Here is a 17,866-nt window from a genome sequence, read left to right as displayed (position 1 = left end):
ACGGCTTCGGAGGACACCCTTCGCTTTATCAAGCTCCTGGGTGGCCTGCCACCCGAAGCTCGATAGAGCGAAGGGTGGTGCGGATGAAGGGACTCGAACCCCCACGCCTTTCGGCACTGGAACCTAAATCCAGGGCGTCTACCAGTTCCGCCACATCCGCATTTGTCGGCAATCCCATGTAGCCATCATTCTGTCAATGTCGGGGCGAAAATGTCTGCCGTTGGGGCGGTCATTCGCTGCAACGCGAAGATGGTTGAAAATTGGCCTCGCCTGTGACAAAAGGCGTGTCAAATGTGACGGGACGCGCCGATCCGCTTCTGCAGAATGTGATAAGAAGTAGGAAAAACAAGAACTTATTCACATCTTGGAACGCAGTTTGGAACAATTTGAGCCGTAATTTCGGTCAAATCGCCAGGTTCCGTACCAAAAGCCATTCCCGGCAAGATTGTACCGGCAGGCTGTGAACGGCAAGACGCCGTGGCAGCCTCTTTGGTGAAGATAAAGGTTTTACGATGCAGGTCACCGAAACGCTCAACTCCGGTCTCAAGCGCGAGATCAAGATCACCGTGCCGGCCGGTGATATGGAAGCCAAGCTGATGGCGCGGCTGTCCGACGCCAGGAACAAGGTCCGCATCAACGGCTTCCGTCCCGGCAAGGTGCCTGTGCAGCATTTGCGCAAGGTCTACGGCAAGTCGTTCATGGCCGAAGTGGTCAACGAGATCCTCAACGATTCGACCCGTTCGATCATCACAGGGCGCGGCGAAAAGGCCGCCATGCAGCCTGAAGTGATCATGACGGAAGATGAGAAAGAGGCCGAGAAGATCCTGGCCGGCGGCGCCGACTTCGAATTCCGCCTCAACTACGAGGTCATCCCGGCGATCGAGATCAAGGATTTCTCCGACATCAAGGTGACGCGCCAGGTATTCGAAGTGCCGGACAGCGAGATCGACGAGCAGGTCCAGCGCGTTGCCGAATCGGCGCGCAGCTTCGAGCCGAAGACCGGCAAGGCCGCCGAAGGCGACCGCGTTTCGATCGACTATGTCGGCAAGATCGACGGCGAGGCCTTTTCCGGCGGCGCCGGCACCGACCAGCCGCTGGTTCTGGGGTCCAAGGAATTCATTCCGGGCTTCGAGGACCAACTGATCGGCGCCAAGGCCGGCGACGAGAAGCAGGTCACGGTCACTTTCCCGGAAAACTACCAGGCAGCGCATCTGGCCGGCAAGGAAGCCACCTTCGACGTCACCGTCAAGGAAGTGTCCAAGCCCGGCGCGCTGGAAATCAACGACGAAATGGCCAAGAACCTCGGCCTGGAATCGCTGGAGCGCCTGCGCGACGTGGTGCGCGGCCAGATCGAGAACCAGTTCGGTTCGATGACCCGCCAGAAGGTCAAGCGCCAGCTGCTTGACCAGCTTGACGCGGCCTATTCGTTCGAGGCGCCGTCGAAGCTCGTCGATGCCGAGTTCAACAACATCTGGACCCAGGTCAACCGCGATCTCGAAGCCGCCGGCCGTACCTTCGCCGACGAGGAGACGACGGAAGAAGAGGCACGCGCCGAATATCTGCGGCTTGCCGAGCGCCGCGTGCGTCTCGGCCTGGTTTTGGCCGAGATCGGCGAGAAGGCCGGCGTCACCGTTTCCGACGAGGAACTGCAGCGCGGCCTGTTCGAGCAGGTGCGCCGCTACCCGGCCAACCAGCAGCAGGAAGCCTTCGAGTTCTATCGCAGCAATCCGGAAGCCCTGAACACGCTGCGCGCGCCGATGTTCGAGGAGAAGGTCGTCGACCATCTGCTCAGCCAGATCTCGGTCACCGACGTCAAGGTCAGCAAGGAAGAGCTGATGGCTGACGACGAAGAGGGCGATACAGCCAAGGCCAAGCCGGCGAAGAAGGCCGCTGCCAAGAAGGCCGACAAGGCTGAAAAGGCCGACGACGCGGAAGAGCCGAAGAAGAAGGCAGCCCCGAAAAAGAAGGCCGCCAAGGACGCCGAATAAGCGCCTGACGACAAGATCAGAAAAGGCCGCCCTCGAGGCGGCCTTTTTCGTTGTGGCGGATGTGCCTTGAGCCACCGCAGCCCACCTGAACCTTTGTACGGTCGACCTGTTCTACCTACCGGCCAGATTCTGTGGTACACAAGTGCCGCAATTCCATCTGGGGAGGAGCGGAGAATCTATTCTGCCGTGCAGGGCGCATGCTGGTGCTACCGGCATGTGCAGACCGTCTCAGGCAAATTTGACGATCAGGGAGGAATGCCATGCGCTTGGTTGCGTTTTTCGCCGTCGTTTCCGTTGCAACTTTCATCGCCAATCCATCGCGGGCACAGGACGCCGCGGCGGGCGAGAAGGTCTTCACCAAATGCAAGGTCTGCCACGTCGCAGACCAAGACACCAACAAGATAGGCCCTTCTTTGCATGGCGTTATCGGCCGGACGGCCGGCACGCATCCGGATTTTAAATATTCCGAAGCCATGATCGCGGCCGGCACATCCGGCGTCAAATGGGATGAGCCGACACTGACGACGTATCTTTACGACCCCAAGGCAATGGTCAAAGGGACGAAGATGGCGTTTCCCGGCCTCAAGAAGGACGAGGACGTCGCCAACGTCATCGCCTATCTGAAGCAATTTTCCCCGTAACCTGGCTCTTCGGCCGGCCAGAGCGTTTCACCGTTTCACGGAAACGGCGATCCGCTCGATCTCTTTGTTCTTACGCAATTCCGGACGGAAAACCGCATACACTTTTCCTGGAATTGCTCTAGGCTGCCCGGTTTCCATCGATGGTCGTCTCAAATGTCGGTCAAGGAAAGCCTCAAGGATACCGGCGTCCGCCTCTCGGAAGCGACGGCCAGTGATTTCTTTGCGCTCTTGAAGCCTCGGGTCATGGCCCTTGCCGTCTTTACCGCCTTCGTCGGTCTGATGGTGGCGCCCGGCGCGATGAACCCGGTCATCGCCGTGATCGCCATAGGTGCGATTGCGGTTGGAGCGGGAGCGGCCGGCGCGCTCAACATGTGGTACGACGCCGACATCGACGCGCTGATGTCGCGCACGTCAAAGCGGCCGGTTCCGTCGGGCCGCGTCACGGCGGGCGAAGCCCTCGGCTTCGGCCTGGTGCTTTCCGCACTTTCGGTCATGACGCTCGGCGTGCTGGTGGGCTGGCTTGCCGCGTCACTGCTGGCCTTCACCATCTTTTTCTACGTCGTCATCTATACGATGTGGCTGAAGCGCTCGACGCCGCAGAACATCGTCATCGGCGGCGCGGCGGGTGCGCTTCCTCCGATGATCGGCTGGCAGCGGCCACCGGCGCCATCGGCATTGAAAGCCTGATCCTGTTCCTGATCATTTTCCTGTGGACGCCGCCGCATTTCTGGGCGCTCGCACTGTTCAAGGCCGGCGACTATGCCGCTGCCGGCATCCCGATGATGCCGAACGTGGCCGGCCAGGCCTCGACCAGAAGGCAGATCTTCGCCTATTCACTGCTCCTGGCACCAATCGGCGTGCTGCCCTGGGCGTTCGGATTCACGAGCGGGGTCTATGGGATTGTTTCGGCTGCATTGGGCTCGGGTTTCATCTGGCATGCCTGGAACGCCCTGGTCGTCCTCGACAAGGAGATGAAGCCGGCCAAGGCGCTGTTTGCCTATTCGATCTTCTATCTTTTCGCGATCTTTGCCGTGCTGCTTGCCGATACCATCGCGATACGCGCGTTCATGTCAGCCGGAGGGTGACGGCATGACGCTGTGTTCGGAAACCTCGCCTTCCGGGAGCCTTTTGTAAGAACGGGCGACAAGCTCCAGTCAATGGAGTATATTGATTGCGGTGCAGGTCGCGGTTCGCGTGGCCAGTCATGCAGAACGGCAGCACCGTGAAACCGCGACCTTGCCGGACCTGGTCTGGAGGAACGGGCATGACAAGTTTTCACGTGATTGCAGGCGCCAGCGAAACGCTGGAACACACCAAAATCCGAAAAATCAGCGTTTCCGATCTATTCGATGCGCTCAAGCGCGGTGTTGACGATTTTATGGTCAAACCGTCGCACATCGTCTTTCTCTGCCTGATCTATCCGCTTGTCGGCGTGGTGCTCGCTGCCTGGACTTCGGGCGCCAATGCGTTGCCGATGTTGTTTCCGCTGGTGTCCGGCTTTGCGCTGATAGGTCCATTCGCGGCGATCGGCCTCTATGAGATCAGCCGCAGACGAGAAGCCGGGCTCGACACCTCCTGGACGCACGCTTTCGAGGTCAGGAATTCTCCGGCCCTGCCAGCCATCGCCGCAGTCGGGATCATGCTGGTTGCAATCTTCATCGCCTGGCTTTTGGCGGCGCAGGTGTTCTACGAATATCTCTTCGGCCCGGCTCCGCCTGTATCGATTTCGGGCTTCATCAATGAAATATTTGCCACCGGACGCGGCTGGTCTCTGATTGTCCTGGGGCACGCCATCGGCTTCGTCTTCGCCGCGGTGGTGTTGTGCACGACGGTTGTCGCCTTCCCATTGCTGCTCGACCGCGACGTCGGCGCCTACGAAGCCATCCACACATCGGTGCGAGCGGTGCTGGCGAACCCGATCCCCATGGCTGTCTGGGGACTGATTGTCGCCGTTGCCCTGATCATAGGCTCGCTGCCGGTGTTTGCCGGGCTGGCGGTCGTGCTGCCGATCCTGGGTCACGCCACCTGGCATGTCTACCGCAAGGTTGTGGAGCCGCCATCGTCCCCGACGCGGGTCGGCCTCTGACCCTGCAGATCAGCTGATGGGAAGCTTCATCTCCGGTCTTTGACCGGAGATGAAGCTGTGCGTCAGGGCCCCGGTCCGAAGAAGGACAACCGGGTGAGAAGCGTGTAGTCCGCTTCGAAGAGCATCATCGCCACGAACACCAATATCAGAAGCGGCGGCAGGATGATCGCATAGGTCAGCGCCAGCCGCTCCCAAGCCATGTGCATGAACACGGCGACGATCAGCCCGGCCTTGAGGATCATGAAGATCAGGATCAGAGACCATCTGAGATAGCCGTGGATGCCGAGATAATCGACCATGTAGGAGCAGGCGCTGAGGATGAACAGCCATGCCCAGACCACCAGATAGAGCTTGATCGGATGTTCCTGATGAACCTCCGCGACGCCGGTCGGTGGCCCTTCATGCGCATGATCAGAGTGCAGCGCGTGTTGCCCGAGGCCGTTTGCGGTTGCTTCAGCCATGTCAGCCTCTCACCAAAGATAGAAGAATGCGAAAATAAACACCCAGACCAGGTCGACGAAATGCCAGTAGAGCCCCATGATTTCGACGTTCTCGTAGCGACCCCTGCGGCTGGTGAAGAAGCCGGGACGACCGACGTCGTAGTCTCCACGCCAGACCTTTCGCGCCACGATGATGAGGAAGATCACCCCGATCGTCACATGCGTGCCGTGGAAGCCGGTGATCATGAAGAAAGTCGAGCCGAATTGTGCCGCGCCCCAGGGATTGCCCCACGGCCGTACGCCTTCGGTAATCAGCTTGGTCCATTCGAAGGCTTGCATGCCGACGAAGGTGGCTCCTAGCGCTGCCGTCAGAAGCATGAGGATTGCGGTTTTGCGGCGGTCGCGGCGATAGCCAAAATTGACCGCCATGGCCATCGTTCCGCTGCTCGATATCAGCACGAAGGTCATGATGGCGATCAGGATCAGTGGAATGTCCGAACCGCCGATGCGAAGCGCAAAGACCTCGCTCGGATTGGGCCACGGCACACGTGTGGAGACGCGCGCGGTCATGTAGGAGAGCAGGAAGCAGCCGAAGATGAAGGTGTCGCTGAGCAGGAAGATCCACATCATGGCCTTGCCCCAGGACACGTTCTTGAACGCGCGCTGATCCGAGGACCAATCGGCGGCGATCCCTTGCCAGCCTGCGGGCCGCGTCTCCGTTTGGCCGGTATGCGTCAGTGTCGTTTCTGCCATGCTCCTCGACCTCCTAGGTCAGCAACTGCCGGCAAATATCGATGAACGTCGCGGCCCAGCCGGCTAAAAGAGCGAAGATGGCGAGCCAGACGAAAAGCAGGAAATGCCAGTACATGGCGCATAATTCGACGCTGAGGCGAAGCCGTTCCGGCCGTGCCCCGTTCCAGGCGCCGGCGGTTGTCCTGCCCAGGCCCACCAGCCCTCCCACTATATGCAGGCCGTGCATCCCGGTTATCAGGTAGAAAAAACTGTTGGCCGGATTGGAGGCCAGAAAATAGCCATCGGCGGTCAGGTCCCGCCATGCCATGAGCTGCCCGATGAGGAAGGCGATTGCGGTGAGCCCAGCCGCGGCAAGGCCGAGCCTGACCGTGTCCATCTGGCGCTTGCGCGCCGCGATCGAGGCGCATTGCAGGGCAACGCTGCTCAGCACCAGCATGCCGGTGTTGAGCCAGAGCAGGCGTGGGATGGGCAGCGGCTGCCAGTCCGACAGCGCCATACGCATGAAGTAGGCGCTGGTGAACAGCGCAAACAGGCAGCCGACCACGGCGAGGAAGACACCGAGGCCAATCTTGGCGGTCGGCAGGCTCGATCGGTCGAAGGCGACAAAATCTCCTGCCACACCTTGCTCGAGCCATGGTTTCGCCATCAGCCGCTGATGCGAGAGCCACCAGCCGGCAAAGCCGGCGATCACGAGAAGGAAGACCAGGATGACGCTCATGCCGGCTCCCTGGAGGGGCCGAACGTGCCCGGCATGTTTTGCGGAATGAAGTCCTCCTTGGCGCCCGGCACGCTGTAGTCATAGGCCCAGCGATAGACAATCGGCAGATCCTTGCCGAAATTGCCATGCGCCGGTGGCGTCTGCGGCGTTTGCCATTCGAGTGTCGTGGCTCGCCATGGATTGCCACCGGCCTCGCGCCCATGGCGGATGCTCCAGATAAGATTGAACAGGAAAACGATCTGGGCGAAGCCGACGATAAACGCCATGATGCTGATGAACGAGTTCAGGTGATGCGCCGACTCCGTCATGACCGTCACGTCGGTCAGTTCGGCATAGCGCCGCGGCACGCCCATCAGGCCGATGTAATGCATGGGAAAGAAGATCAGGTAGGCGCCGAGAAATGTAACCCAGAAATGGAATCGGCCGAGCGTCTCGTTCAGCATCCGGCCGGTGACCTTCGGGTACCAGTGGTAGATCGCGCCGAAGATGACGACGATCGGAGCAACACCCATGACCATATGGAAGTGAGCGACGACGAACATCGTGTCCGACAGCGGGACGTCGACGACGACGTTGCCGAGAAACAGCCCGGTCAACCCGCCATTGACGAAGGTGACGATGAAAGCCATGGCAAACAGCATCGGTATGGTGAGATGGATGTCGCCCCGCCACAGCGTCAGCACCCAATTGTAGACCTTGATCGCCGTCGGGATGGCGATGATCAGTGTCGTGGTGGCGAAGAAGAAGCCGAAATAGGGGTGCATGCCGCTGACATACATGTGGTGCGCCCAGACCACGAAGCTCAGCGCGCCGATGCCAACGATGGCCCAGACCATCATCCGGTAGCCAAAAATGTTCTTGCGCGCATGCGTGCTGATCAGATCGGAGACGATGCCGAAGGCCGGCAGCGCCACGATGTAGACTTCCGGGTGGCCGAAGAACCAGAACAGATGCTGGAACAGGATCGGGCTGCCGCCATTGTGCTGTAGCTGTTCCCCCATCTCGACGACCGCGGGCATGAAAAAGGAGGTTCCAAGCGCGCGGTCAAGCAGCATCATCACGCAGGCGACGAACAGCGCCGGAAAGGCGAGCAGCGCCATGACGGTGGCGGTGAAGATGCCCCAGACGGTCAGCGGCAGGCGCATCATCGTCATGCCGCGCGTGCGGGCCTGCAGCACCGTCACGACATAGTTCAGACCGCCCATGGTGAAGCCGATGATGAACAGGATCAGCGAGACGAGCATCAGGATGATGCCCCATTCCTGGCCGCCAGGTGTGCCGGTCATGATGGCTTGCGGCGGATAGAGCGTCCAGCCGGCGCCGGTCGGTCCGCCGGGCGCAAAGAAGCTCGACACCAGCACCAGCACGGCAAGGAGGTAGATCCAGTAGCTCAACATGTTGACATAGGGAAAGACCATGTCGCGGGCTCCGACCATCAGCGGGATCAGGTAGTTGCCGAAGCCGCCGAGGAAGAGTGCCGTGAGCAGGTAGATCACCATGATCATGCCGTGCATGGTGATGAACTGGTAGTAGGCCTCGGGGGTGATGAAATCGAACGTGCCGTGGAAGCCGAGCTGCAGCCGCATCAGCCAGGACAGCACCAGCGCGACCAGGCCGATGGCCGTTGCGGTCGCCGAATACTGGATGGCGATGACCTTGGCGTCCTGCGAGAACACATACTTCGTCCACCAGCTGTGCGGATGGTAAAGCTCCATTTCCGCGACTTCGGCGGGCGGGACGGCATCTGCAGGCGTGATATCGACCATAGGCGGAGCACCTCCGTGCCCTTCAGCGGGACCCGACAGTTTCGAGTTTTGCCGCAACTTCTAGAGCTGACGCCGTCGCGTTGCCCGGCGCCTGTTCCACCGAGCCCGTCTGCTGCGGCGCCGACAACTGCGCGAACGTCTGCTGCTGGTCGAGCCAGGCCACATAATCCTGCTCGGTATCGACCATGACGATGCCATGCATCATCGGATGCCCCTGGCCGCACAGTTCGGCGCACAGAACCTGGAAGGTCCCGGTCTTGGTGGGGGTGAACCAGAAATAGGTGACCGAGCCCGGTATCATGTCCATCTTGGCGCGGAATTCCGGAACGTAGAAATCGTGCAACACATCGATCGAGCGCAGCAGCATCTTGACCGGCTTGCCGACCGGCAGATGCAGGTCGGCCGCTTCGACCACGACGTCGTCCTGGCCGCTGGGATCCTTGGCGATCACGCCCAGCGGATTTTCAGCGGTGACGTCGCGGGTGTCGGATGTGCCGAGTTTGCCGTCCTTGCCGGGCAAGCGGAAACTCCACTGCCATTGCTGGCCGACGACTTCGACCACGGTTGCGTCGCTTGGAACATTGACGAACCGGCTCCAGACAAACAGGCCGGGAACCAGCATGGCGGTAACACCCACTCCGGTGACGATCGTCAGCCACCATTCGAGCCGCTTGTTCTCCGGTTCGTAGGCCGCCTGGTTGCCTTCGCCGTGACGGAAGCGGAAGACGCAATAGGCCATGAATAGGACGACCGCGGCGAAGACGACGCCGGTGATCCAAAAGGTGATGATGATGGTGTTGTCGATATAGTCCCAATTCGAGGCAATCGGAGTCCACCACCATGGGCTCAGGAAGTGGAACAACACCGAGCCCACGACGATCAAAACGAGTACAACCACTATGGGCATGTCCCGTTCCTCCCGGTATTTCAGGGGGCGCGAAGCCGTCCCGGGAAAATACCAAGTGCATCATGCGTGATTTGCGATCGAAATTCTAGAGCCGGTTGTGGAAGGAGCGAAAAATTGCTTCTGCGGCGCCGGACCTTGCTTCGTTGGTGACGCCGGAGCGACACCCGACCTCCCAAATCAGGGAGGGCAGGGGCTGGTTTGATTCGGCTTGCCTTGTTCCAGCGGGATCAAAGCGCCTTGATGATGATGCAGCCGGCCAAAAGCAGCACGACGCCGGCGAGCCGTATGCCGGAGACAAGCCGCTGCGGCAGGCGGAACCAGCCGAAGGTGTCGACGAAGATGCCGGCGACCTGCTGGCCGGCCACCGTCAGGCTGACGGCAGCTGCCGCTCCGATGACGGGGATGGCGGTGAACACGGTCGTGACATAGGTGGCGCCGGCAAAACCTCCGAGCCAGCCCCACCAAGGCATCGACGACAGGCCGGCGAGGCGAGGGCGGGGCGTCTTCGTCAGGGCAAGCGCGATCAGAAGCACCGCGGCCATGGCCAGCATCGCCACCAGGAACGAGATGGTGCCGACCGCAAACGGCGCGCCGCCAAGGTCGTGCCGAAGCAAGGCGTTTACAGCGCCTTGCACCGGAAGCACGGCGCCTGCCAGCAGCGCCAGTCCGATCCACCCTGGTCTTGAGGATGCGGTATTGTCGGCCGCGCCCTTCTGTCCCAGAACGATGAGGGCAGCCCCGGCAAGCAAGACGAGCATGCCGAAGGCAGGCCCGGCTCGCAGTCCGGCTTCGGGGATCCCGAGCCAGCCGAACGTGTCGAGGGCGAAGGATGCAAGCATCTGCCCAGCGATGAAGAGCCCGACGGACACGACGGCGCCAAGGCGAGGGAACAGAAGAATGGTCGAAACGACGTAGAAGGCCGAAGCCATGCCGCCGATCGCATGCCACCATTCGGCTTGCCGAACGGCAAGCAGAGCCGGTGTCGTTCCGGTGAGGGCCGTGATCGACAACAGCACGATGGCGCCGACCGCGAGCTGAAGCGTGGTCGCGGCAAAGGGTGAGCCGACCGCCTTTGAAAGTTGGGCGTTGGCGCCAGCCTGCACTGCGAGCAGGCCACCGGCGGCAAGCGCCAGAGGGATGAAGAGGATTTCCACGATCGTATTCCTTGAATGCGGGGTGCGGCGGCTAGGGCATGATCCCAAAAAGTGGGGGCCGGTTTTTGGAAAAGATCATGCTCCAACAAAGGGTTAGATCATGATGAGATTTCAACCAAATCTCATCATGATCTAAGCGGCAGCCGATGCTTCGGGCAGGGCGGGAACGGCAATGCCTCTGACAACTGCGGAGCGTCGGCCTATGGCGGCATACCAACGCGCCAGGTCTGGCGCGTCATCGAGGCTGAGGCCGAGCCTGGTGACGGCCGCGTTGATCCATGGCCATGTCATCACATCGGCGATGCCGTAGCTTTTGCCGACAATGTGCTCATGGTGCTTTAGCCGGCTATCGAGAACGCGGAAGACACGTCCGGTTTCGCGCTCAAAACGCTCGATCACGTAAGGGATTTTTTCCGGCGCGAAGATTTTGTAATTCCACAATTGGCCAAGCGTCGGGCCGACATGGGCCGCCTGGAACAAGGTCCAGGTCAGCGTATCGTCCGCCTCCTGCGCGCCCACCGGCTGAAGCTTGCCCGACCGTCGCGCCAGGTAGTGTAGGATGGCGCCGGATTCGAAGACCGTGCGGCCGGCGTCCCGGTCGACGATCACCGGGATCTTGTTGTTGGGATTGAGCGCCAGGAAATCAGGCTTGGTCTGGTCGCCCCTTTCGATGTCGACCAAGCGGACCGAGTAGGGCAGGCCGACCTCTTCCAGCATGATCGAGGCCTTGTGCCCGTTGGGTGTCTGGCAGGTGTAGAGTTCTATCGGCGTCATGGCTCTCTCCGCGACTGTTTCTTTTGTCGTCGGTCCATATGGCGTGCGTGCATGCGCAGATCGACATGCCGATTCGCCCGCTTGCTCTGCGTTTTTGCACAGCGAAGCGTGATTTTGACTCGCAGAGCGCAGCGCTTTCTTTTATCTTTCTGCAAGAATGCACAGCTCACGCGATATCGACTGGGAAGATCTGCGCATGGTGCTGGCCGTCGCCGATGGCGCTTCGCTGGCGGCGGCGGCTCGGATCCTGGGCGTGAACCACACGACTGTGCTGCGGCGCGTCAACGCCTTCGAGGCGCGGCTGGGTATCCGCCTTTTCGATCGGCTGCCGACTGGCTATGCCCTCACCGCGGGCGGCGAGGAACTGCTGGGCGCGGCACGCACAATGGCCGAGACGGTCAATGAACTGGCGCGCAAACTGTCGGGGCAGGATCTCAGGTTCGAAGGCAGGTTGCGGGTCACCACCACCGATACGCTGATGGCGTCGGTGCTGCCGCCGATCCTGGCGGCGTTTCATAAGCTCCATCCCGGCATACGGGTCGAGGCGATGACGCAGAATTCCATCGCCAACCTGACGCAAAGGGATGCAGACGTGGCGATCAGGCCGGTGTCGCAACCGCAGGAAATCCTGGTGGGCCGGCGCATTTCGGGCGTCGCCTTCGCCGCCTACGCGACACGTTCCTACGCCGAAACGCTACCCCCGGAGCCGAGATTGGGTGCGCTGCGCTGGATCGCGCCCGACGACAGCCTGGCCAACACCGGCGTCGCCCGCTGGATGCGGTCGTCGCTGCCCGATGTCGAGATCGCCATGCGCGCCGATTCCCTGGTGACGATGTCGTATGCGGCGGGCGCCGGAATCGGGGTTGCGGCGCTGCCCTGTTATCTCGGCGACAGCCTGCCCGGGCTTGTAAGGGTCGGAGGGCTGATCGAGGAGATCGGCTCGGCGCTGTGGGTGCTGGTGCACGACGATTTGCGCCGCACGGCGCGCGTCCACGCCTTCACCAAATTCGTCTCCGGCGAATTGCAGCAGCGGCGCGACCTTCTTGAGGGCAGGCTCGTCGCCGGAGCTTGAGACGCACGCCAGCTGACGCGCGGGCTCAGCTCCGCAACAGGTTCCCAAGCTCGGCAACCGTCATCACGCGCCCGAACACCTTGCCTATGATGTCGAGGGTTGCATTGTGCGATGCCTCGTCCAGTCCGCCATTGGCGTCGCTGATGAAAGCCACCTTGTAGTCGCGCATGAAGGCGCTCCGCGCGGTGGATTCGCAGCAGATGCTGGTCACGGTGCCGATGATGATCACCGTGTCGACCCGGCCTGCGCCACGGATGTTGCGCAACACGGTCTCGAGCTGCGTGTTGTGGAAGGCATCGTAGCGGTGCTTTTTGATGACGACATCCCCAGGCAAGGGCGCAAGCGCGGCGACGATTTCGGCGCCGGCGCTGCCTTCCCGCATGCCTTTGGTTTTCAGCTTCGGCTGATAGCTGGTTTCCAGCGGCGAGATATCGAAATGGTCGCTGAGCACATGCTGGGTGTAGATCACCGGGACGCCTTGCGCGCGGCAAAGCTCGACCACCTGCCGCATCGCCGGAATGCGATGGCGGGCCATGGCCACTTCCATGACGGCGCCCTCATCGACGAAGTCGCTTTGCATGTCGATGACTAGGAGGGCTGCGCGTGGCTTGTCGAACGGCCATGGTTCGTCGCCGGGCTGGGGCATTGCGTGTTTCCTGTTTCCGACGTTGATCAGGTGAGCAGCAGGCCTTTGGGCGTCCTTGCCTAGCCTACGGGGTCGATCACCGCGATCGCATCGATCTCTATCAAGTAGCCAGGAGACATTACAGCTATCCCGACCACCACGTTTGCTGGCTTGTGATCGCCGAACAGCTCGATCTGGGCCGCTTCGATGATCGGCACGTGTTCGTCGCGTTTGTAATCGACGATGTAGATCGTGATCTTGCAGACTTGCTCGGGCCGAGCGCCGGCGGCAGCAAGCGCACGGCCAAGATTCCCGAACGCCAGGCGCGCCTGGACTGCGAAATCACCATGGCCAACGAGCTTGCCGTGTATGTCTTCTGGCTGCTGGCCCGAGACGAACACCAGCTTGCTTCCTGTCGCCACGACGACCTGGGAGTACATTTCCGGAATCGGCAGATCATTTGGATTTATGCATTCGAGCGTCATTGAATAGATCTCCTGCAATGGCTGTCGGGAACTGGCTGCTTCGTATTCGCGGGTCTACCACATTGTCGCCGAAGCGGGCGCTTCCGTCGCAATATCACTTCTACACCGCAACCGTGGGCATTTGAGCCAAAGCGGAATGTTGCTGATTGGCTCGCGAGCGGTGCGTTTGGGTTGACGGCGCCGGCGAGCGTCGGGCTCAGATCAGCAGCAGGCCCTTCATCGAGGCATTGCCTTTCTTGCCGATGATGATGTGGTCGTGGACGGCGATGCCGAGCGGCTTGGCGCTGTCGATGATCTGCTTGGTCATTTCGATGTCCGCACGCGATGGTGTCGGATCGCCGGAAGGGTGGTTATGCACCAGGATGACGGCGCTGGCCGACAGTTCCAGCGCGCGCTTGATCACTTCGCGCGGATAGACCGGCGTGTGGTCGACGGTGCCGACCTGCTGCACCTCGTCGGCGATCAGCACGTTCTTCTTGTCGAGGAACAGGATGCGGAAATGCGGTCTTATGTAGCAAACGCACCAAGATAGACCAAGCACGCGGCAGCTCGTTCCCCTAAAATCCGGGGATGCCCAGAGTTGCCCCTATCGTCCGCTCCACCCGATACGAACACGCCATCAATACGCTGGTCGCGAAGCGCGCGGAGATATCCGGCGCAATCCGGTTCAACGGTGCGAACCTGGCTGACCAGCTACAGCACATAGACGCGGTGCTGCTGATCCTTGGCTACAAGGGCGAACCGTCGGAGATCACGCCGCTGCGACGCCAGCCCAGCCGCTTCCGCAAGGGCGAGCTTTACCGGCTGATTTTGAAGTGCGAGGCGGAAGGCAGCAAGGCCAACAAGGAGACAGCCCAGCGCATTGTCGCAATGAAGGGCTGGGAGCCGTCGCTTGTCGAGCGGGTCAGGCAGTGCGTCAATACCGCGAAGGTGCGGCGTAGGCGGGCTAGTCGGCGTGATGCTCCGGGACCTCGATGATAGTGTCTGCCTTCATGTAGATCGCATCATTGTAATCATCGACCAGCAAAAACGGATTGTCCTTCGAGACGATCTGCTCCTCCCCATCGTAGGGGCGACCGTATATCTTGAATTCACCGTTCTCTCGGACGAAAAACCAACCATAGAATTCCAGCTGGGCGTCCGAGAGATGATTTATGGAGACGTAAAATCCGCTCATGCAACGAGCAGTTCTTCACGCCTGCTCGGGATAAAAGTTGTTATTCGCCTCGACGGGCTGATGTGTTTTCTTTTCACCTCAGACGCTTCCACGCTGTGGTAAAAATCGAGTGCCCGCTTGGCCTTGGCTATGCCCTCATCTTCCGCTTCCGAGAGAAAGCAAAAGTAGGGCGACTCGGTCGAGATCGTCAGGAACTCGCCCTGATCGGTCTCTCCGGTGTAGAACGAATGGCTCTTTTTGTCCTTCGTCATGTCCATCACCCCAGTTGCGTTGGTTGCTCTTGTATACCGCACAGACAACAAAAGGTTGACAACATGTCAACTCGTTTCGTTGCGAAACCCTTACGGCCGCAACGTTTCCGGTTAATTAAATGTCAGCTGTGCTGACCTAAAATAGGGGCCGATTGTGGCGCCAACAAGCCCTTGACGATCACGAGATAGTCAAGGGGGAACCGCCAGCTACGAGACTTGTTCCAAACGATCATTAATTAAGCAGCGGTTCTCTGCCAGTAGCCGGCCCAAACTCGGCTCACCGAATGATTGAGCGCGCCACCAAGCAGGGCGAAGGCGTTGCCGCCGTTCGACCGGCGACGGTGATCTTCAAGCCAAGCGGCGTGATTGGCGTACTGGTAGAGGTAGCGGTGCGAGACGTGGTGGTGCTGACCGGCAACCATCCGGCGAAGGCGGCTGAAATAGCTCTCCACCATGTTGGTGTGCTTGCCGTGGCCGTCGCTGTAGCTTTCCGAGTGGTTGATGCGGGTCGAAGCGAACTCGCCTTCCAGCACGTCCCAATGGCTCGCCTCATCCGCAAACAGCTTGGTCCCAGCCAACATGCGAGCGCGGGCAATATCGACGCCTTCGGCTTCGCGATTGCGGACGAACGTCAAAGTGCGGCCAGCGCGCTCGCGCAGGGCGATCACAACGCGGCGGCGGTCTGACTGGTTCTGCTTCATGCGACGGTCCTTGCGGTCCTCTATGCGGTTCTCAGGGCGCACCACGCCACCGAAGTATGCGCCGTCGATTTCGACCTCGCCTTCGAGGGTTTCGTTCTTGGTTTCAGCCGACAGGGCTTCGCGCAGCTTGTGAGCCAGCACGAAGGCGGTCTTGTACTGCACGTCCAGATCGCGAGAGAACTGGACCGCCGACATGCCCTTCGCGCCGTTGACGAACAGGCAGATCGCGGCAAGCAGATCGACAAACGACAGCTTGCGCGAGGCGAAGATCGTGCCGCTCGTAACCGAGAACTGCGCACCGCAAGCGGCGCACTTGAACTTGCGACGGGTCGGAATGTCGTAATGATCCAGGCACCCGCATTTCGGGCAAACAGGCTCGCCTTGCGTCGAAGCCCAACGAAGGCGCTTGAACGTGTCGTAAGCCTTTTCCTCGCCACCCTTGTAAATCTCCTTCAGAGAGAGGGTGCGGCTTTCGGCGGAAAGGAGGAAGTGTTGGGCCATTGTCATCATATCCGGTGATATTGTTCACCGTATATGCGGACTTGTATCGCCAAATACAAGGTCTTATATCATCGAATGTGATGATATTTTTTGAGGCGAGGATATGGCACGCAAGGACGACCCGCAGACTGTCGAGTACGAGACGAAAGCCAAGAACCTTTTGAAGTCAGAGTTGAAGCGGAAGGGTGTCACCTATGCCCAACTTGCCGAAAAGCTGGCGGCTATGGACATTCACGAAACCGAGCGTAACTTGAACAACAAAATAAGCCGGGGGGGCTTTAGTGCTGCGTTCTTGCTGCAATGTCTAACCGCAATAGGTTCGCAGACGTTGCACTTGGCCTAGTCGTTGGCCTTGGCATTTCCCTTTTGGTTCTTGTCTGGGCGGTTCCGGGGTTTCGTGATCCAACCAATAGCAAGGACGGACAGCAACACGCCGAACAGACAACCGGCGGGGACGAAAAGCCAGTCGAGCCTCCCGGCTTCTGGAAAGCCTACACTACGCCGTCTGATACGTACGCACAGTGGATCGCAGCTTTCTCCGCTCTCTTCAGCGTAGGCGTTAGCACTTGGGCTGTGTGGCTGGTCAGAAGCACCCTTGAATTGAACCGGCAAGCTACCGCCGCCGCCGTCGAGGCGAACCAACTTTCCCGGCAGACGTTCATTGCCGATCAAAGAGCCTGGATCGAAATAGAAGGGATTGAGATTATTTCCCCGCTTAAGTGGGACCATGAAAAGAGGCAGGGGAAAGTGTCGGTGAAATTCACCGTCAAAAACATCGGCAGGACGTTGGCCAAAGGCGTATGGATAAATGCCACGTTTGTGTCGTTTCTCGACCGCCGGGACACTCTTCTGGCCGAAATCTACGGCCAGAATAAGCATATGCCGAAGAGCCTCGGCGCCAGCATTTTCCCCGGCAAAAACATCACGCAAGTCCACCATCTTACAATCGAGAAATCCATAACAGACGCCATCTCGAAAAATTTCCAGCGAGACGTTTGGGAAGATCAGACGCCAACGCCTATCCGGCTGGCGATCTGCGTTCACTATTGGCTGGTCGTATCCGATGAGCGCCACCAAACCGGCGGTATTATCGAGCTTGTCAGAGCGGATATGCCGGGCAACATGGCCTACGGCCCCGGTTACGGAGATACACCGGCGAACAAACTTGGTTTCCAAAAGGGAATCGACGGAGACTTCAACGCCGATTGAAGCGCAGAGCACCGCTCCCAGAAAAGCGCCAATGATCATCGCGCACCTACCCGCCCATCGGGCTTGGTGCGTTTGCTACATAAGACCGCGGAAATGTTCGCGGTTCTCGAACGCCATCGCCGAGCGGCAGTACGCAAGAAGCTGCGTCCAGTTGGAAAGCACCTCGCGGTCGCGGACCTCGGTCCGCGCCATGCGCTGCGCGGCAGCGGCAATCACCTTCAGGTCGACCGCCACGGCGGGGCCGATGCCCTTCACCTCCTGCAGCAGCGCCACCGGTGCGCCAAGCACTTCGCCAAAAGTGCCGAAGCGCGCCAAAAGCGCCTTGGCGATCGGCTTGGTGTCGACGCGCGGGATCAGGCGAAACAGCAGCAGTTCGAGAAGTTCGTAGTCGGGCAGGGCGTCTGCGCCGCCGGCAACGAAGCGCTCGCGCAAACGGTCGCGATGGCCGTGATAGTGTGGCTTCTCCGTCGATTTGTCTCTTGGTGCCTTGTCCTTCGCCGGCGGTTCAAGCCACCGCTCGGAGAAGAACCCCCGTTCGTCGTCACCGCTCTTCCCCATCGACCCCCCACACTCCCCGAAGGCTTCGACGGCAGATTAGAGCGGTAAGCAGCGCGCGGT

General features: G+C 60.3%; 19 protein-coding genes, 1 tRNA gene and 3 pseudogenes. 8 read left to right on the top strand and 15 right to left on the bottom strand.

The genetic code is table 11. From position 1 onward, the window contains the following. Positions 1 to 75 precede the first annotated feature (75 nt). A tRNA-Leu gene (locus ACYG97_RS11140) sits at positions 76 to 160 on the bottom strand. Positions 161 to 512: 352 nt separating this feature from the next. On the opposite strand from ACYG97_RS11140, the gene tig reads away from it, so the two are divergent. The 4 genes and pseudogenes from tig to ACYG97_RS11120 all read left to right on the top strand — a co-directional run bounded on the left by tig (position 513) and on the right by ACYG97_RS11120 (position 4,715). Then, positions 513 to 1,988 (top strand): trigger factor, encoded by a 1,476-nt coding sequence (tig, locus tag ACYG97_RS11135; RefSeq protein ID WP_023681635.1) that lies wholly within the window; start codon positions 513 to 515, stop codon positions 1,986 to 1,988. Positions 1,989 to 2,248: 260 nt separating this feature from the next. After that, positions 2,249 to 2,629 (top strand): c-type cytochrome, encoded by a 381-nt coding sequence (locus ACYG97_RS11130; RefSeq protein ID WP_023733689.1) that lies wholly within the window; start codon positions 2,249 to 2,251, stop codon positions 2,627 to 2,629. A gap of 153 nt (positions 2,630 to 2,782) precedes the next feature. Beyond that, positions 2,783 to 3,714, top strand: a pseudogene (locus tag ACYG97_RS11125) (heme o synthase). 179 nt (positions 3,715 to 3,893) lie between these two features. Continuing rightward, entirely contained in the window at positions 3,894 to 4,715 is an 822-nt protein-coding gene (locus ACYG97_RS11120) for a DUF2189 domain-containing protein (protein WP_023667666.1), read from the top strand. Between the two features lie 62 nt (positions 4,716 to 4,777). Here ACYG97_RS11120 and ACYG97_RS11115 read toward each other — a convergent pair whose 3' ends face one another. The 7 genes from ACYG97_RS11115 to ACYG97_RS11085 form a co-directional block, all read right to left on the bottom strand. Continuing rightward, entirely contained in the window at positions 4,778 to 5,176 is a 399-nt protein-coding gene (locus ACYG97_RS11115) for a cytochrome C oxidase subunit IV family protein (RefSeq protein ID WP_023733688.1), read from the bottom strand. 9 nt (positions 5,177 to 5,185) lie between these two features. Continuing rightward, on the bottom strand, positions 5,186 to 5,908 hold the full coding sequence (locus tag ACYG97_RS11110) for a heme-copper oxidase subunit III family protein (protein ID WP_023667664.1): 723 nt from the start codon (positions 5,906 to 5,908) through the stop codon (positions 5,186 to 5,188). Positions 5,909 to 5,921: 13 nt separating this feature from the next. After that, entirely contained in the window at positions 5,922 to 6,626 is a 705-nt protein-coding gene (locus tag ACYG97_RS11105) for a cytochrome c oxidase subunit 3 (RefSeq protein WP_023688233.1), read from the bottom strand. After that, positions 6,623 to 8,392 (bottom strand): cytochrome c oxidase subunit I, encoded by a 1,770-nt coding sequence (locus ACYG97_RS11100; protein ID WP_023733687.1) that lies wholly within the window; start codon positions 8,390 to 8,392, stop codon positions 6,623 to 6,625. Before ACYG97_RS11100 ends, ACYG97_RS11105 begins: the two co-directional genes overlap by 4 nt. Before the next feature lie 22 nt (positions 8,393 to 8,414). After that, on the bottom strand, positions 8,415 to 9,299 hold the full coding sequence (locus ACYG97_RS11095) for a cytochrome c oxidase subunit II (RefSeq protein ID WP_023733686.1): 885 nt from the start codon (positions 9,297 to 9,299) through the stop codon (positions 8,415 to 8,417). 227 nt (positions 9,300 to 9,526) lie between these two features. Beyond that, entirely contained in the window at positions 9,527 to 10,453 is a 927-nt protein-coding gene (locus tag ACYG97_RS11090) for a DMT family transporter (protein ID WP_023733685.1), read from the bottom strand. A gap of 132 nt (positions 10,454 to 10,585) precedes the next feature. Next, complete coding sequence (locus ACYG97_RS11085) at positions 10,586 to 11,227, bottom strand: glutathione S-transferase family protein (protein WP_031194779.1); 642 nt, start codon at positions 11,225 to 11,227, stop codon at positions 10,586 to 10,588. Positions 11,228 to 11,384: 157 nt separating this feature from the next. Between ACYG97_RS11085 and ACYG97_RS11080 the strand changes: the two genes are divergently transcribed. Beyond that, complete coding sequence (locus ACYG97_RS11080) at positions 11,385 to 12,299, top strand: LysR family transcriptional regulator (protein WP_023695468.1); 915 nt, start codon at positions 11,385 to 11,387, stop codon at positions 12,297 to 12,299. 25 nt (positions 12,300 to 12,324) lie between these two features. Here the strand turns inward: ACYG97_RS11080 and ACYG97_RS11075 are convergent, their stop codons facing one another. From ACYG97_RS11075 to ACYG97_RS11065, 3 genes and pseudogenes are all read right to left on the bottom strand, one after another. Further along, on the bottom strand, positions 12,325 to 12,945 hold the full coding sequence (locus tag ACYG97_RS11075) for an isochorismatase family protein (protein ID WP_023695467.1): 621 nt from the start codon (positions 12,943 to 12,945) through the stop codon (positions 12,325 to 12,327). 59 nt (positions 12,946 to 13,004) lie between these two features. Then, positions 13,005 to 13,409 (bottom strand): RidA family protein, encoded by a 405-nt coding sequence (locus ACYG97_RS11070; protein ID WP_023733683.1) that lies wholly within the window; start codon positions 13,407 to 13,409, stop codon positions 13,005 to 13,007. Between the two features lie 196 nt (positions 13,410 to 13,605). Beyond that, positions 13,606 to 13,917, bottom strand: a pseudogene (locus ACYG97_RS11065) (JAB domain-containing protein); the annotation flags it as partial. A gap of 62 nt (positions 13,918 to 13,979) precedes the next feature. Between ACYG97_RS11065 and ACYG97_RS11060 the strand changes: the two are divergent. Next, a complete protein-coding gene (locus ACYG97_RS11060; protein ID WP_023733681.1) occupies positions 13,980 to 14,387 on the top strand; it encodes a hypothetical protein in 408 nt (135 codons plus the stop codon). Here the strand turns inward: ACYG97_RS11060 and ACYG97_RS11055 are convergent. From ACYG97_RS11055 to ACYG97_RS11045, 3 genes are all read right to left on the bottom strand, one after another. Next, complete coding sequence (locus tag ACYG97_RS11055; RefSeq protein WP_023733680.1) at positions 14,356 to 14,586, bottom strand: hypothetical protein; 231 nt, start codon at positions 14,584 to 14,586, stop codon at positions 14,356 to 14,358. The genes ACYG97_RS11060 and ACYG97_RS11055 overlap by 32 nt on opposite strands. Continuing rightward, positions 14,583 to 14,837, bottom strand: a complete 255-nt coding sequence (locus ACYG97_RS11050; RefSeq protein WP_156937186.1) for a hypothetical protein — start codon at positions 14,835 to 14,837, stop codon at positions 14,583 to 14,585. Before ACYG97_RS11050 ends, ACYG97_RS11055 begins: the two co-directional genes overlap by 4 nt. Positions 14,838 to 15,073: 236 nt before the next feature. Continuing rightward, complete coding sequence (locus ACYG97_RS11045) at positions 15,074 to 16,039, bottom strand: IS1595 family transposase (RefSeq protein WP_023733678.1); 966 nt, start codon at positions 16,037 to 16,039, stop codon at positions 15,074 to 15,076. A 103-nt stretch (positions 16,040 to 16,142) separates the two neighbouring features. Here ACYG97_RS11045 and ACYG97_RS11040 point away from each other — a divergent pair, with 103 nt between their 5' ends. Further along, positions 16,143 to 16,382: a DUF6471 domain-containing protein gene (locus tag ACYG97_RS11040; protein WP_023733677.1), complete on the top strand. Its 240-nt coding sequence runs from the start codon at positions 16,143 to 16,145 to the stop codon at positions 16,380 to 16,382. Positions 16,383 to 16,405: 23 nt separating this feature from the next. Beyond that, positions 16,406 to 17,248, top strand: coding sequence for a hypothetical protein (locus tag ACYG97_RS11035; RefSeq protein ID WP_023733676.1), 843 nt, complete (start codon positions 16,406 to 16,408; stop codon positions 17,246 to 17,248). A gap of 87 nt (positions 17,249 to 17,335) precedes the next feature. On the opposite strand, the pseudogene ACYG97_RS11030 reads toward ACYG97_RS11035, so the two are convergent. Next, a pseudogene (locus tag ACYG97_RS11030) lies at positions 17,336 to 17,806 on the bottom strand (UPF0758 domain-containing protein); the annotation flags it as partial. Between the last annotated feature and the right edge of the window lie 60 nt (positions 17,807 to 17,866).

This window comes from Mesorhizobium sp. W067, assembly GCF_054719525.1.
Note: the sequence above shows the minus strand (reverse complement) of the source record. Positions and strands in the feature narration are given on the sequence as shown.

Bases quoted from the DNA above. Each gene is read 5' to 3' on its own strand.
- tig (WP_023681635.1), top strand. From the start codon at position 513: ATGCAGGTCACCGAAACGCTCAACTCCGGTCTCAAGCGCGAGATCAAG.
- ACYG97_RS11130 (WP_023733689.1), top strand. From the start codon at position 2,249: ATGCGCTTGGTTGCGTTTTTCGCCGTCGTTTCCGTTGCAACTTTCATC.
- ACYG97_RS11120 (WP_023667666.1), top strand. From the start codon at position 3,894: ATGACAAGTTTTCACGTGATTGCAGGCGCCAGCGAAACGCTGGAACAC.
- ACYG97_RS11115 (WP_023733688.1), bottom strand. From the start codon at position 5,176: ATGGCTGAAGCAACCGCAAACGGCCTCGGGCAACACGCGCTGCACTCT.
- ACYG97_RS11110 (WP_023667664.1), bottom strand. From the start codon at position 5,908: ATGGCAGAAACGACACTGACGCATACCGGCCAAACGGAGACGCGGCCC.
- ACYG97_RS11105 (WP_023688233.1), bottom strand. From the start codon at position 6,626: ATGAGCGTCATCCTGGTCTTCCTTCTCGTGATCGCCGGCTTTGCCGGC.
- ACYG97_RS11100 (WP_023733687.1), bottom strand. From the start codon at position 8,392: ATGGTCGATATCACGCCTGCAGATGCCGTCCCGCCCGCCGAAGTCGCG.
- ACYG97_RS11095 (WP_023733686.1), bottom strand. From the start codon at position 9,299: ATGCCCATAGTGGTTGTACTCGTTTTGATCGTCGTGGGCTCGGTGTTG.
- ACYG97_RS11085 (WP_031194779.1), bottom strand. From the start codon at position 11,227: ATGACGCCGATAGAACTCTACACCTGCCAGACACCCAACGGGCACAAG.
- ACYG97_RS11080 (WP_023695468.1), top strand. From the start codon at position 11,385: ATGCACAGCTCACGCGATATCGACTGGGAAGATCTGCGCATGGTGCTG.
- ACYG97_RS11075 (WP_023695467.1), bottom strand. From the start codon at position 12,945: ATGCCCCAGCCCGGCGACGAACCATGGCCGTTCGACAAGCCACGCGCA.
- ACYG97_RS11070 (WP_023733683.1), bottom strand. From the start codon at position 13,409: ATGACGCTCGAATGCATAAATCCAAATGATCTGCCGATTCCGGAAATG.
- ACYG97_RS11060 (WP_023733681.1), top strand. From the start codon at position 13,980: ATGCCCAGAGTTGCCCCTATCGTCCGCTCCACCCGATACGAACACGCC.
- ACYG97_RS11055 (WP_023733680.1), bottom strand. From the start codon at position 14,586: ATGAGCGGATTTTACGTCTCCATAAATCATCTCTCGGACGCCCAGCTG.
- ACYG97_RS11050 (WP_156937186.1), bottom strand. From the start codon at position 14,837: ATGACGAAGGACAAAAAGAGCCATTCGTTCTACACCGGAGAGACCGAT.
- ACYG97_RS11045 (WP_023733678.1), bottom strand. From the start codon at position 16,039: ATGGCCCAACACTTCCTCCTTTCCGCCGAAAGCCGCACCCTCTCTCTG.
- ACYG97_RS11040 (WP_023733677.1), top strand. From the start codon at position 16,143: ATGGCACGCAAGGACGACCCGCAGACTGTCGAGTACGAGACGAAAGCC.